Genomic DNA, 13749 nt, shown 5'->3' with positions numbered 1-13749 from the left:
TGTGCAGTCAGCGGGTCAGGTCGACGCCGGTCACCTTCGCCAGGTAACGGGCGATCTCGGACTGGTCCGGGTTCTCTTCGCCGAGACCGGCCAGCGCGGCCTGGCAGAACCGGACACAGGCTCGCGACACCTCCGGCGACAGCCCCAACGAGGTCGACAGGTCCAGGGCGGTGGTGATGTCCTTCACGGTCAACGGGAGCGAGAACCCGACCTGGAACCGCCCGTCGAGCACCTCCGGCCCGATCTTGACCTCGGTCGACTGGTTGCGGCCGGTGGAGGAGTTGATGACGTCGAGCATGGTCCGGGGGTCCAGACCGAACTTGGTTCCCACGGTGAGGACCTCGAGCGCCCCGACCAGGCCGATGGCCGACAGCAGGTTGTTGAGCGCCTTCAGCGCGTGTGCCGACCCGACGGGGCCGACGTGCGTGACCGACGTGCCCATCGCGCGCAGCAGCGGAAGCGCCCGCTCGTAGTCTTCGGCCCGTCCGCCGGCCATGATCGTCAGCTCGGCGGTCGCGGCCTTGCGCGGGCCACCGGAGACCGGCGCGTCGACCATCGCCACTTCGCGCTCCCGGAGCCGTGTGGCCAGCTCCTGAGTCACCCGCGGCACCGACGACCCCATGTCGACGACGAGCGTGCCCGGGCGCAAGCGTCCCGCGAAGCTCCCGGCGTCATTCGGATCACCGAGAACACGCTCGACGACCGCGCTGCTGGGCAGCATGAGGATCACGACGTCCGCGCCGGATCCGTCGGCGAGACCGGCCAATGCCGTCACACCGTCGTTGCGGGCGGCCGCCTGGACCGCATCGGGGTTGGCATCGAAGACCGATACCGGCACGGATCGGGCGAGATTGCGGACCATGGGCTGCCCCATGGTGCCCAGACCGACGAAAGTGACGGCGTCCGTCATGACCGCCCTGCTTTCCCGTCGCCCGCGTGGAAGGCCTCCACGGTCGGTTCCAGACCGTCCGCGCCCACGACCTCGCACCAGGCCTCGAAGCCGGCCTGGAAGGCCACGACGCCCGCCTCGGGCAGGCTGATCTCGATCGCCTCGAGGATCTCCCGCGCCGTGACCCCCAGGTCGAGCGCGACCTTGATGTGGCTCTGGATGTGCCCCTTCGCCGCGCGCATCACCGTGAGGCTGACGATGAAGATCAGTTCCTTCGTCTTGCGGTCCAGCGCCCGCTGGTCGAGGTATGCCGCGCCGACGAGTCCGTTGGCCGCCTGCAGCACGCTGAAGTCCTGCTTGGCCATCACCTTGTGGTAGTCGAGGACGTAGCCCCGCTCGCGGGCCATGTCGTCGATGTAGCGCTGCGGATCTTGAACAGCCGTCACGTTGGCTCCCTTCGTCGATCCACAACCGTAATACGGTAATACTCGATTATCAAGTGTGGTTGACCGCCGGGCCGCCTTAAGACAACTGACCGGCTTCACCAAGCACGAGGGCCGCGAGCGGTGTCCGCTCGCGGCCCCCGACGCCTGAAGCCCACCACGGCTCAGGCCGTGAGCAACTGCTCGATCCGCCGCGCGGTCGCCATCACCTCGGTGGCCGCGAGGCCGGTGTCGAGGCCGTCGATCGCGACCACGCCGACGCTGCGTTCCAGCGTGCCGGCCCGGATGCCGGCGGCGAGGCCGACCGCGCCGCGTTCCAGCTGGCCGCGCGTCAGGCTGTAGCCGTCCTGGCGGGCCTGACGCACCGCTTCCGGCTCACCGGGTTCTTCCGGCCGGGCGGCGAGGATCGCGAGGCCGGCCGCGCCCTGCGTGAGCGGGTGCCTGCTGCCGACCCGGTAGCCGACCGTCAGCACAGTGCCCTCGGGTTCGGCGACCATCGCCACCACGCACTCGCTGCCCTCCGCCGCGGACAGGAACGCCGTCGCCGACGTACGGTTGGCCAGTTCCTTCAGCAGCGGCAGCGCGTCCTGGTTGAAGTGCGGCTCGAACTTCGCCGCCAGCGTCGCCAGGCCCGACGCCAGCCGCACCCGCCCGTCCCCCGTGCGGGACACCAGCCGATGACCTTCCAGCGTGGCGACGATGCGGTAGCAGATCGCCCGGTGCACGTCGAGTTCGCGCGCCAGGTCGGCGACCGAGATGCCCGACGGTGACTCCGCCACGACCTCCAACGCCCGCAGCCCGCGGTCGAGCGTCTGCAACGTGCTCATGCCGCCCCTCCGCTGTCGATCCCGGCCCGACTCTACCGGCGGACCTTGACGCCTCCCCGTGCCCCACTTACGCTACACCGCGGTTCGCTCACCGCAACAATATGTGCGTTATCAGTAAAACACGAGGTGAACAGCATGAGCACAGGGTCGTGCCCGGTCGATCACGCAGCGGCGGCGGCCGGCTGCCCGGTCTCGCCCCGGGCAAGCGCCTTCGACCCGTTCGGCCCCGAGTACCAGGCCGACCCGCCTGCCGCGGTGCGCTGGTCCCGCGACGAGGAGCCGGTGTTCTACAGCCCGCGCCTGGGCTACTGGGTCGTCACCCGCTACGACGACGTCAAGGCCGTCTTCCGCGACAACAAGACGTTCTCGCCCTCGATCGCGCTGGAGAAGATCACGCCGGTCTCCGCCGAGGCCACCGCGACGCTGGCGAAGTACGGCTACGCGATGGACCGCACGCTGGTGAACGAGGACGAGCCGGAACACATGCCCCGCAGGCGGGTCCTGATGCACCCGTTCACCCCGGAGCAGCTCGTCCACCACGAGCCGATGGTCCGGCGGCTGACGCGCGAGTACGTCGACCGGTTCGTCGACGCGGGCAAGGCCGACCTCGTCGACGAGATGTTGTGGGAGGTCCCGCTCACCGTGGCGCTGCACTTCCTCGGCGTCCCCGAGGAGGACATGGCGACCCTGCGCGAGTACTCCATCGCGCACACCGTCAACACCTGGGGCAGGCCGTCACCCGAGGAGCAGGTCGCCGTCGCCGAGAACGTCGGCAAGTTCTGGCAGTACGCCGGAACCGTGCTGGACAAGCTGCGCCAGGACCCGTCCGGGCACGGCTGGATCCCCTACAGCATCCGCGCGCAGCGGGAGCACCCCGACGTCATCACCGACTCCTACCTGCACTCGATCATGATGGCCGGCATCGTCGCCGCCCACGAGACCACGGCCAACGCCGCCGCCAACGCCATCAAGCTGCTGCTGGAAAACCGCTCGGTGTGGGAGGAGATCTGCGCCGACCCGGGCCTGATCCCGCACGCCGTGGAGGAATGCCTGCGGCACTCGGGTTCGGTCGCGGCGTGGCGCAGGCTGGTCACCCGGGACACCACGGTCGGCGGGGTCCCGATCCCGCGCGGCGCCAAGCTGCTCATCGTCAACTCCTCGGCCAACCGCGACGAACGGCACTTCGACCACCCCGACGAGGTCGACCTCCGCCGCGACAACGCCACCGACCACCTGACCTTCGGCTACGGCAGCCACCAGTGCCTCGGCAAGAACCTGGCCCGCATGGAACTGCAGATCTTCCTCGATGAACTCACCCGCAGGCTGCCGCACCTGGAACTCGTGCCGGACCAGGAGTTCACCTACGTCCCCAACACCTCCTTCCGCGGCCCGGAACACCTGTGGGTGCACTGGGATCCCGCCGCCAACCCGGAACGGGCCGACCCGTCGATCGCCGAGCTGCGCCGCCCGGTGCGGATCGGGGAACCGTCCAAGCGCGGCGTGGCCCGGACGGTGAGCGTCGTGTCGGTCGAGCGCGCCGCCGAGGACGTCGTCGAGGTGACCCTGGCCGCCACCGACGGCAAACCCCTGCCGAAGTGGTCCCCGGGCGCGCACGTCGACCTGCAGCTCGGCGAGCTGTCCCGGCAGTACTCGCTGTGCGGCGACCCCGCCGAGGCCGGCACCTACCGCATCGCCGTGCTCAAGGACCCGGACAGCCGCGGCGGTTCCCGCTACGTGCACGAAAACCTGCGCCCCGGCACCACGCTGTCGCTGCGGGGACCGCGCAACCACTTCCGCCTCGACCCCACCGCCCGCCACTACGTGTTCGTCGCGGGCGGCATCGGGATCACCCCGATCATCGCGATGGCCGACCACGTCAAGGCCGCCGGCGGCAGCTACGAACTGCACTACTGCGGCCGCGACACCACCGCGATGGCCCTGCTCGACCGGTGCCGGCGCGACCACGGCGACCGCCTGCACGTCCACACCAGCGCGGACGGGACCCGCCTCGACGTCGTCGCGTTGCTCGCGAACCCGGCGGAAGGCACGCAGATCTACGCCTGCGGGCCGGAACGCCTGCTCGACGCGCTGGCCGAGGCGAGCGCGCACTGGCCGGACGACGCGCTGCACGTCGAGCACTTCACCACCACCCAGCAGGTGCTCGATCCCGCCGTGGAACACGCCTTCGACGTCGACCTCGCCGACTCCGGGCTCACGGTGCGCGTCGCCGCGGACCAGACCGTGCTCGCCGCACTGCGCGCCGCCGGCGTCGACGTGCCCAGCGACTGCGAGGAAGGCCTGTGCGGCACGTGCGAAGTGCCCGTCCTCGACGGCGAGGTCGACCACCGCGACGTGGTCCTCACCAAGGCCGAACGGGCCGCCGGCACCAGGATGATGACCTGCTGCTCGCGGGCCTGCGGCGACCGGATCACCCTCCGGCTCTGACAACTCCCTTGCAGACATTCGAAAGGAACTGACAATGACGTCAACGGTGCAGCAGGCCCAGCCCGCCACCAGCTTCCGGCGCGTGCTCGCGGGCGGGATGGCCGGCTCGGTGCTGGAGTGGTACGACTTCGCGATCTACGGCGTGCTCGCCGCGACCGTGCTGGGCCCGCTGTTCTTCCCCGGCGGCAGCGGGATCGTGCAGCTGCTCCTCGCGCTCGCCACCCAGGGGCTCGGGTTCGTCGCGCGGCCCCTCGGCGGCATCGTGTTCGGGCACCTCGGCGACAAGTTCGGCCGCAAACCCATGCTGGTGACCACGTTCCTGCTGCTCGGCACCTCGACCGCGGCGATCGGTCTGCTGCCGACCTACCACCAGATCGGCATCTGGGCGACGCTGCTGCTGGTCGTGTTGCGCATGACGCAGGGTTTCGCATTGGGCGGCGAGTTCGGGGCCGCGGTGCTCATGGTCAGCGAGTACGGCGAGCCGAGGCGCCGCGGGTTCTGGGCCTCGTGGCCACAGGCCGGCGCGCCGCTGGGCACGGTGCTGGCGACCGTCGTGGTCACCGTCCTCGGCGGCCTGTTCCCCGGTGACGCCTTCGACGCGTGGGGCTGGCGCGTGGCGTTCCTGGTCGCGGTGCCGCTGCTGGTGATCGGGTTCTGGATCCGGCGCAGCGTCGAGGAATCGCCGGTGTTCCAGGCCGCCCGGGCCGGTGCCGAGCGCAAGGCCGCGCACAGGTCGAGCGTGCTCGAAGCGCTGGCCCGGCCCCGCGCGGTCCTGCACGGTCTCGGGATGCGGCTCGGTGAGAACATCGCGTTCTACATCTACACAGTCTTCGTCATCGCCTACGCCACGACGTCGTTCGGGTACCAGCGCGGCGATGTGGTGCTGGCGGTGACGTTCGCGTCGGTGTGCCAGTTCGCGGGCATGATCGGCGGCGGCGCGTGGTCCGACCGGGTCGGCCGCAAGATCGCGATGCTCGTGCCCGCCATCGCACTGGTGGTCTGGGCGCCGGTGTTCTTCTGGATGGTCCAGACTGCCAGCGTGCCGATGCTGTGGCTCGGTGTCTGCGCCGGCGCGCTGTTCCACGGCATGCTCGCCGGGCCGGAGGCCGCGTGGATCACCGAGCTGTTCCCGACCCGCTACCGCTACGCCGGCTCGTCGCTGGTGTTCCAGGGCTCGTCGATCATCGCCGGGGCGCCGGCACCGCTGATCGCGGTGTGGCTGATCAACAGCGCCGGCGTCGGCGCGGTGATCGGCTACCTCGTGCTCACCATGGCGATCACCGTGCTCGCGGTGGCGACCAGCCGCGAAACGAAGGGCGTGGACCTCGACCGCGTCGGCTGAATGTGCGCGGGTGCGGCCCGAGCCCGGGCCGCACCCGCTGCTACATGGCGTGCTCCCAGCTGCCGCGCGTGTCGACGCCCGCGGCATCCGCCAGCGCCTCCAGCTCCGCGATCTCCTCGCCGGCGAGCTCGATGCCGTGCGCCCGGACCAGCCCGTCGAGGTGAGCCGCCTTCGTGACCCCGATGATCGGGGTGGTCCCCTTCGCGAGGGCCCAGGCGGTGGCAATGTCGGCGGCGGAGGCGCCACGGTCCGCACCGATCGCCGTCATCCTGTCCGTCAGCGCCCGCAGCTGCGGCAGGATGCCGTTGTACACGGCCGCTCGACTGCTGCCCGCCGGCAACGGGTTCGCCGGGCTGTACCTGCCGGTCAGCGCGCCTTGCTCGAGGACCATGTAGGAGAAGAACCGCACGTCGTGCTCGCGGCAGTGGTCGATGATGCCCGCGCGCTCGGAGCCGCGGTATAGCAGGCTGTAGTGGTTCTGGACCGCCTCCACGCGGAAGCCGGCCTCGCCGAGGATCCGGTCGGCCAGGGCGATCTCGGCCAGGTTGTGGTTCGAGACGCCGACGTGCTTGATCCGGCCGCTTTCCAGCAGCGGGATCAGCAGCGGCGTCCACCGGGCCACGTCGGCGGGGTTGTGGATCCAGTACAGGTCCACGTGGTCGGTGCCCAGCCGGTCGAGGCTCTGCTCCAGCATGTCCGCGACCGGATCGTCGCCGTCGCCGGCGATCTGCGGGGTGAACTTCGTGGACAGCTGGTACTCGCCGCGGTCGTAGCTCTTGAGCGCGCGGGCGAGGACCGTCTCCGAGCGGCCCATGCCGTACACCGCCGCGGTGTCCCACAGCGTGAACCCGTTCGACTGCGCCTTGTCGACGACCTCGCGCAGACCGTACTCGGTCAGCCGGCTGCCGAAGTAGCCCTCGCCCGCCTCGCCGCTGTCTCCCCAGGCCCACGTGCCCAGCGCCATCGCCGGCACCGTCAATTTCTCGCTCGTCATGTCTCCAGGAAACCCCCAGGGCCGCCGCCGCAGCAGGTCGCGTTCATGGGGGGTACCGCCTCAACCCCCTTTGCGCCGTGACCAGTGGCTACCCTGAAGAACATGGACCTCCAGCCCAGAAACCGCGGCGAGATCCGGGACTTCCTGGTCAGCAGGCGCGCGAGGATCACGCCCGCGCAGGCCGGCCTGCCGACCAGCGCCCGACGCCGGGTCCCGGGGTTGCGGCGCGAAGAGGTCGCCGTCCTCGCCGGGGTGAGCACCGAGTGGTACACGCGGCTGGAGAAGGGCCACATCGGCGGCGTGTCCGAGGACGTCCTCGACGCGGTCGCCCGTGCCCTGCGGCTGGACGACGACGAACGCACCTACCTGTTCGACCTGGCCCGGTCGTCGCGGCAGCAGAGCCGCACGCCGTCGCGGCGCCGGGACGTCGAGATCCCGCCCCGGGTCCAGTGGCTGCTCGACTCCATGACGATGTCCTCGGCGTTCGTGCGGAACGGCCGCACGGACGTCGTCGCCGGCAATCCCCTGGCCCGTGCCCTGCTCGCGCCGATGTTCGACAGCGCCACCGCCGACCGGCGCGGCCGACCCAACCTTGCCCGCTACATCTTCCTCGACCCCGGCGCGCAGGATTTCTTCGTCGACTGGGACGCCGCCGGAGCCGCCACCGCCGCCCTGCTGCGCGCCGAGGCCGGGCGCGAGCCCCGTGACCGGGCACTGCGCGAACTCGTCGGCGAGCTGTCCACCCTCAGCCCGGAGTTTCGCGGCCACTGGTCCGCGCACGACGTCCTGATGCGCCACGACGGCGTCAAACGGCTCCGGCACCCCGAAGTCGGCCACCTGGACCTGACCTTCCAGTCCCTCGACCTGCCGCTGCCCGGCCGGGCCGTGCACGACCTGATCATCTACACGGCCGAACCCGGCACCGCCTCCGAAGACCGGCTCAAGCTCCTCGCCAGCTGGGCGGCCACCCGATCCCGGACGGCGGAGCCCACCCGCCACACCTAGGGCGTGTCTGACAAAGGTTCTGGCTGGTTGCTGGGATGCTGCTGGTCGTGTCGCGGTTTGAGTTGCTCTCGGATGAGCAGTGGGCGTTGATCAAGGACTTGCTGCCGGTGCGGACGGGTAAACCGGGGCGGCCGTTCTCCGACGCCCGGGCGATGGTGGAGGGAGTCATTTACCGCTACCGGTGCGGGATCGCGTGGCGGGATGTGCCGGCGGTGTTCGGGCCCTGGCAAACAATCTGGACCTGGCACCGCCGCCTGGCCGCCCAGGGCGTGTGGGATGCGGTGCTGGCCCGGCTGCTGGCCACCGCGGACGCGGCCGGGCAGATCGACTGGGCGATGTCGGTGGATTCCACGATCGCCCGCGCCCACCAGCACGCCACCACCATCACCCGCCACACAGGGGGCTGGATCGAACTACACGAAACCCGGGATCGAGCCGCCTGACCATGCCATCGGCCGCTCCCGCGGCGGCCCGACCACCAAGATCCACCGGCTGGCCGACGGCCACGGCCGCCCGCTGGTCACCCTGCTCACCGCCGGGCAGGCCGGGGACTCGCCGATGTTCGAACCGCTCATGGCCCACCTGCAGGTCCCCCGGCTGGGCGGCGGCCGACCCCGCACCCGACCCGACCTCGTGCGCGGCGACAAGGCCTACTCCTCCCGCGCCATCCGCCAACACCTCCGCCGCCGCGGAATCCGCACGATCATCCCCGAACCCGCCGACCAGATCGCGCACCGCAAACGCCGCGGCTCCCGCGGCGGCCGCCCACCCACCTTCCACGCCCTGGATTACCGCGGCCGCAACGTCATCGAACGCAGCTTCAACCAGCTCAAACAATGGCGCGGCATCGCCACCCGCTACGACAAACTCGCCACCCTCTACCGCGCCGCCATCCTCATCCACGACACCATCACCTGGACGAAAGCATTGTCAGACGCGCCCTAGGTCAACAGGGCCGGCTGGGCCAGCAGGACGATCGCCGTGGCGAGGAGCAGGCCGCCGACCACGCGGCTGATCAGCTCGCCGTGGCGGGTGACCTTTTCCAGGGCGACGACGGCCGCGAACACGGCCATCCAGACCAGGTTCATCATCCCGGCGGCCAGCAGCACCGCCATCAGCGCCCAGCAGCAGCCCAGGCAGTACCCGCCGTGGCTCACCCCGACCCGCAGGACACCGAAGCGGCCGCGCATCGCCGTCTCGCTGTGTTCGAGCAGCAGCGCCATCGGCGACCGGCAGTGCCGCAGGCACACCCGCTTCAACGGGGTCAGCTGGTACACGCCGGCGACCAGCAGCACCACTCCCCCGGCCCGGACGGCGGTGGTGCTGGGCCCGGTCATGGCCCCTTCCAGGCCTTGCACGAACGCGAACGCCCCGATCCCGGCCACCGCCCACACGAGGAAGTAGCCGGCGAACAGGCCGTGGCCACGCAGTCCCCGGCTGCGCAGCAGGCGGCGCATGCCCAGGCTGAACGGCACGACGCTCGGCAGCATCATCGCCGCCATCATCACGACCCACACGCCGAGGAACAGCGCCGCTTCCCCAGGCCACGGCCGCATCGCGCCGGCCATGTCGTCCATCGCGGGCCCGCCGGTCAGGACCCCCATGCGCATGTCCGCGGTCGCGAGCCTGCTCGTCAGCACCCAGGCCAGCGCGGCGAGCAGCAGCAGCACGACCACCAGCGCGGCCTCGGTTCGCGACCACCGCCGCACCGAAGCCGCGTGCGAAGCGACCTCCCGGCCCGGCCGCGGGGTCATGCCGCGTCCGGTCCGCTCCACTCGAACGGGATGAGCTTGCTGGAGTTGCCGCTGCGCTCCCAGCGGAAACCGAACGCGTCGGCGGACTCCTCGGTCACCCGGCCCCACACCGCCGGCGGTTGCCCCGGGCCCACCTCGGCGCCGGGCAGGTTGTGGACCTCCACCCGGGCGCCCGGCCCGCTGGTGGGCCCCGTCAGGGCCTCGACCCGCGCGGTCGCCTTGCCGGGGATGCTGACGCTCCAGTCGGAGTAGTCCTCGGCGATGGAGGCGTCGATGGCGGCGAACTCCATGCCGCGCATCTCACCCCCGAACATCTCGTTGAACTGGGCGGGCCAGCCGCCCGCCTGGCCGCCGAAGATCATCTGCAGGGCGCCGCGCTGGGCCTCGTCGGCTCGCTCGTCCAGGAACACCGCGCCGTAGGCGTCGCTGTGATCGCCCCACACGTTGCCCACGAAGGACGCCAGCATCACGACGTTCAACCCGTCCAAGCGCGACTCGCCGTACCGCCCCTCGCGCACGTGCCACAGGAGGACACCGTCGCAGTCACCGTAGGTCGGCGGCTGGGCGAAGGAACACGGGCACGGGATCGTGCACTTGCACGCGTCGAACCACACTCCCCGCAAGCTCCACGGCTGCACGGAAGAACCGGTCATCGCCACCCTCCCTCCGGGAATCAGCCCAGTGTCCCTCCCACCACCCGGCCGAACAAGCAACGCCGCCAGGCGAAAACCATTCGCGCGGGCCCGCGACGGATCGACTGTTCTTGGCACGCGGCGCGAGCACGTCCGCCGGCATTCCGCCGTGGCGACCTGCCCGAAGGGCCGCTGTCGTATGTCGACACGGGGATAGGCTGGGCCCGACCCCGGTGGAACGATGTCGGACTCCGCCGGACAGACACACGGAGGAATCGCATGCCCTATGCCGTGGACTTCGACCCCGTATCGACCATCGGGCTCGAAACGTCGCCCGTCGCGGAGGCGCTGGCCGGTCTGCGGGCGAACGAGGCCCGCTACTTCAAGAACAAGTACGGCCACGTCTTCACCGTCGAGCCCGCGGACGACGCCAGGGACACGATCGGCTGGGTGCACCGGATCCTCGAGGAGGAACGCGGAATCGTCATCGCCTCCCCTCCGCTCGAGGCGACCGCGTTCGACGTCGACGGCATCCGATGGGCCTATGTCTTCTACGAGAACGGGCTGTCGGTCAACGTGCTGTACACCATCGAGGACAACGGGAAACGCGCCGTCGGGTTCAAGCTCTCCGACGGGATGGACATCCCCACCGAACTCTCGTCCTTCAAGTTCGCTCGGCAGAAATCAAAGCTGGCCGGCACCATCCGCGGCTCGTACTTCGTCATCAAGAACGAGTACTGACCCCTTCACGGGTGGGGCGGTGCGACGGCCGCTCTGGTGAAGCGCCGATGAGGGTCGAGAGCCGTTGAGCTTGTCCGGGCGGTATCACCTTCGACGGCCGCCTGGCCGCCGGACGCAAGTCGTTCAACCCGAGTTACACCGTTCGTTTTGACAGGCCCACGGCAAGTGCTTCTCCCCCGGCATGACACCAAGCAGCAGGCTTCTGACCTGCGAAAACGTTGGTTTCGGCCAGCTTGGGGCTGGCGACCGAGCGCACCTTCGGCGCGGCGCGCGAGGCGCTCGCGCGCCGCCTCACGATCGGTCTGATCGTGTGCGCCGTCACGTCGCCGGCCGGCGCGCCGAAGCTGCAGTTGACGAACCCGTCGGTCTGCTCGCTGGAGCCGGTGAAGTCGAACGTGATCTGGTCGTCCAGCTTGGTCATTGTGCACGCGGTAGAGCTCGTCGACGCGTCCGTTGTGCTCTGTCCACTCCTCGGCGGTGTAGGTGCCATCGGGGATGCGCGAGATGCGGACCCGCCCGGGGTCATCCCGCCGACGTCGATGAGGTGGGCTTGGGACTGCGCCCAGCCGATCAGCTCGTCGCCGTGGAAGATCGGCGAGATCACGTTGGTGTCCGGCGGGTGGCTCGCGCCCGCGGTGTGCGGGTCGTTGCAGATGACCGCGTCCCCGGGAGCGAGCACGTCGATGCCCGCGTGAAGCGTCATGCTCGCTGTCTCCTTCAACTGCGTCGGTGCGGATCGTGGTGTGGACGGCACCTGGGCGCTCGATGACCCGTGTGGCCGGCACATTGCCTGCCGGACCGGTCATTCTCGGCGGGTGCCTCGCGGCCAGACCACGGTGACGGGCAGGCCGCGATCGCGCGGCGTCGACGACGTCGGCTGTGCCGAGTTCGAGCACGACGCGCGCGACGACCCGGTCAGCGCCCCGCGATACGCGCGGAGTTTCCCTTGACCTCCAGGTAACTGGAGGTTTCATGCTGACGACATGGCACACGACAGAACCGCGGTCGTCACCGGGGCCTCCCGCGGGCTCGGACTCGCCCTGACCGGAGCGCTCGCGCGGCGCGGCTGGCGGGTGATCGCGGACGCGCGCGACGGGGACCGGCTCGAGCGCGCGCTCGCCGGCGTTTCCGGCGTCACCGCGATCGCGGGCGATGTCGCCGACCCCGGGCACCGGACGGCCCTCGCCGAGGCCGCTCCGGAGGGGGTGGACCTGCTGGTCAACAACGCGAGCGCGCTCGGCCCCAGCCCGCAGCCGCCGCTGGCCGGCTACCCGCTCGCCGAACTGGAACGCGTCTACGCCATCGACACGATCGCTCCCCTGGCGCTGATCCAACTGCTGCTGCCAGGTCTGCGCCGCCGCCGCGGCCGCATCATCGACATCAGCTCGGACGCCGCCGTCGAACCGTACGCGGGCTGGGGCGGCTACGGCTCGGCCAAAGCCGCCCTGGACCAGCTCACCGCCGTCCTCGCCGCCGAGGAGCCGGACGTCCGGGTCTACGCCTGCGACCCGGGCGACATGAACACCGACCTGCAGCAGCAGGCGTTCCCCGGCGAGGACGTCTCCGACCGGCCGTCGCCGGAGACGGTCGTGCCCGCGCTGCTGCGGCTCGCCGAGGGCGACCTGCCGAGCGGGCGCTACGTGGCACGGGACATCCTCCCGTGACCATCCCCTTCACGTTGCCGCCGGACAGCGAGGCGACGGCGCCGCCGGAACGCCGGGGCGTGCCGCGCGACGCGGTGCGGCTGCTCGTCGCCCGGCCGGGCCGGATCGAGCACCACCGGTTCCGCGACCTGCCGGACCTCGTCGAGCCGGGGGACCTCGTCGTGGTCAACACCTCCGCCACGGTGCCGGCCGCCCTGGATGCGGTGCGCGGCAACGGAAATCCGGCGCCCGTGCACCTCTCGACGACCCTGGACGACGGCGGCTGGGTGGTCGAGGTGCGGCTCGCGGACGGCAGCGGCCCGGACCTCTCGGTGCACCCGGGCGAGCGGATGCGCCTGCCCGGCGGGGTCACCCTGACGCTCGCCGAGCCGTTCACCAGCGCACGGCTCTGGCGCGCGGCGGTCACTCCCGAGGTGCCCGTGCGGGACTACCTGGCGCGGCACGGCCGCCCGATCGGCTACGGCTACCTCGCCGGGCGGTTCCCGCTGCGGGACTACCAGAACGTGTACGCGACCGAGCCGGGCAGCGCCGAGATGGCCAGCGCCGGGCGCCCGTTCACCGCGCCGCTGCTGGTGCGCCTGATCGCCCGCGGCGTCGTCGTCGCCCCGATCGTCCTGCACGCCGGGGTCTCCAGCCCGGAACTGCACGAACCACCGGCCGCCGAACGGTTCACCGTGCCCGAGGCGACCGCGCGGCTGGTCGAGCTGACGCGCTCCGCCGGCCGGCGGGTGATCGCGGTCGGCACCACCGTCGTCCGGGCGCTGGAGAGCGCCGCCGAACCCGGCGGCGCAATGCACGCGGCGACCGGGTGGACCGAGCTGGTGCTCGGGCCCGCCCGGCCACCGCGGGTGGTGACCGGGCTGGTCACCGGCCTGCACGCGCCCGAGGCCAGCCACCTCGGACTGCTCGCCGCGGTCGCCGGACGCCCCCTGGTCACAGCGGCCTACGACGCGGCGCTCGAACACCACTACCTGTGGCACGAATTCGGCGACTCCACCCTGTTCCTGCCCTGA

13 protein-coding genes and 1 pseudogene are annotated in these 13749 nt (G+C 71.0%); 7 read left to right on the top strand and 7 right to left on the bottom strand.

The features are described 5' to 3' along the window. Window positions 1-7 precede the first annotated feature (7 nt). The 3 genes from ACCP09_RS14805 to ACCP09_RS14795 all read right to left on the bottom strand — a co-directional run bounded on the left by ACCP09_RS14805 (window position 8) and on the right by ACCP09_RS14795 (window position 2159). The gene (locus tag ACCP09_RS14805; RefSeq protein WP_433746962.1) at window positions 8-910 is read right to left on the bottom strand and encodes an NAD(P)-dependent oxidoreductase; all 903 of its coding nucleotides are present in this window, start codon (window positions 908-910) and stop codon (window positions 8-10) included. Then, window positions 907-1335: a carboxymuconolactone decarboxylase family protein gene (locus ACCP09_RS14800; RefSeq protein ID WP_433746959.1), complete on the bottom strand. Its 429-nt coding sequence runs from the start codon at window positions 1333-1335 to the stop codon at window positions 907-909. The genes ACCP09_RS14805 and ACCP09_RS14800 overlap by 4 nt, the downstream gene beginning before the upstream one ends. A 161-nt stretch (window positions 1336-1496) precedes the next feature. After that, entirely contained in the window at window positions 1497-2159 is a 663-nt protein-coding gene (locus tag ACCP09_RS14795; protein ID WP_433746956.1) for an IclR family transcriptional regulator, read from the bottom strand. 135 nt (window positions 2160-2294) lie between these two features. Between ACCP09_RS14795 and ACCP09_RS14790 the strand changes: the two genes are divergently transcribed. Both ACCP09_RS14790 and ACCP09_RS14785 read left to right on the top strand, forming a co-directional pair. Next, window positions 2295-4604, top strand: coding sequence for a cytochrome P450/oxidoreductase (locus ACCP09_RS14790; protein ID WP_433746954.1), 2310 nt, complete (start codon window positions 2295-2297; stop codon window positions 4602-4604). A gap of 34 nt (window positions 4605-4638) precedes the next feature. After that, entirely contained in the window at window positions 4639-5946 is a 1308-nt protein-coding gene (locus tag ACCP09_RS14785) for an MFS transporter (protein ID WP_433746951.1), read from the top strand. A 40-nt stretch (window positions 5947-5986) separates the two neighbouring features. Here ACCP09_RS14785 and ACCP09_RS14780 read toward each other — a convergent pair whose 3' ends face one another. Further along, on the bottom strand, window positions 5987-6940 hold the full coding sequence (locus tag ACCP09_RS14780; RefSeq protein WP_433746948.1) for an aldo/keto reductase: 954 nt from the start codon (window positions 6938-6940) through the stop codon (window positions 5987-5989). 102 nt (window positions 6941-7042) lie between these two features. On the opposite strand from ACCP09_RS14780, the gene ACCP09_RS14775 reads away from it, so the two are divergent. Next, window positions 7043-7945 carry a helix-turn-helix transcriptional regulator gene (locus tag ACCP09_RS14775; RefSeq protein ID WP_433746945.1) on the top strand — a complete coding sequence of 301 codons (903 nt, stop codon included), beginning with the start codon at window positions 7043-7045 and terminating at the stop codon, window positions 7943-7945. Between the two features lie 47 nt (window positions 7946-7992). After that, a pseudogene (locus tag ACCP09_RS14770) lies at window positions 7993-8890 on the top strand (IS5 family transposase). On the opposite strand, the gene ACCP09_RS14765 reads toward ACCP09_RS14770, so the two are convergent. After that, window positions 8887-9720: a DUF2182 domain-containing protein gene (locus tag ACCP09_RS14765; RefSeq protein WP_400991148.1), complete on the bottom strand. Its 834-nt coding sequence runs from the start codon at window positions 9718-9720 to the stop codon at window positions 8887-8889. The pseudogene ACCP09_RS14770 and the gene ACCP09_RS14765 overlap by 4 nt on opposite strands. Further along, a complete protein-coding gene (locus ACCP09_RS14760) occupies window positions 9696-10352 on the bottom strand; it encodes a DUF1326 domain-containing protein (protein ID WP_123686456.1) in 657 nt (218 codons plus the stop codon). Before ACCP09_RS14760 ends, ACCP09_RS14765 begins: the two co-directional genes overlap by 25 nt. Before the next feature lie 258 nt (window positions 10353-10610). Between ACCP09_RS14760 and ACCP09_RS14755 the strand changes: the two genes are divergently transcribed. Next, complete coding sequence (locus ACCP09_RS14755) at window positions 10611-11072, top strand: phage tail protein (protein ID WP_433746940.1); 462 nt, start codon at window positions 10611-10613, stop codon at window positions 11070-11072. A gap of 133 nt (window positions 11073-11205) precedes the next feature. On the opposite strand, the gene ACCP09_RS14750 is transcribed toward ACCP09_RS14755, so the two are convergent. Beyond that, the gene (locus tag ACCP09_RS14750; RefSeq protein WP_433746937.1) at window positions 11206-11859 is read right to left on the bottom strand and encodes a hydantoinase B/oxoprolinase family protein; all 654 of its coding nucleotides are present in this window, start codon (window positions 11857-11859) and stop codon (window positions 11206-11208) included. A 196-nt stretch (window positions 11860-12055) separates the two neighbouring features. Here ACCP09_RS14750 and ACCP09_RS14745 point away from each other — a divergent pair, with 196 nt between their 5' ends. Then, on the top strand, window positions 12056-12736 hold the full coding sequence (locus tag ACCP09_RS14745) for an SDR family NAD(P)-dependent oxidoreductase (protein ID WP_433746934.1): 681 nt from the start codon (window positions 12056-12058) through the stop codon (window positions 12734-12736). Continuing rightward, window positions 12733-13749: an S-adenosylmethionine:tRNA ribosyltransferase-isomerase gene (locus tag ACCP09_RS14740; RefSeq protein WP_433746931.1), complete on the top strand. Its 1017-nt coding sequence runs from the start codon at window positions 12733-12735 to the stop codon at window positions 13747-13749. The genes ACCP09_RS14745 and ACCP09_RS14740 overlap by 4 nt, the downstream gene beginning before the upstream one ends.

Source organism: Amycolatopsis sp. 3B14, from assembly GCF_050958625.1.
Taxonomy (GTDB): domain Bacteria; phylum Actinomycetota; class Actinomycetes; order Mycobacteriales; family Pseudonocardiaceae; genus Amycolatopsis_E; species Amycolatopsis_E thermoflava.
The sequence above is the reverse complement of the archived record's forward strand: the minus strand, read 5'-3'. Positions and strand labels throughout refer to the sequence as shown.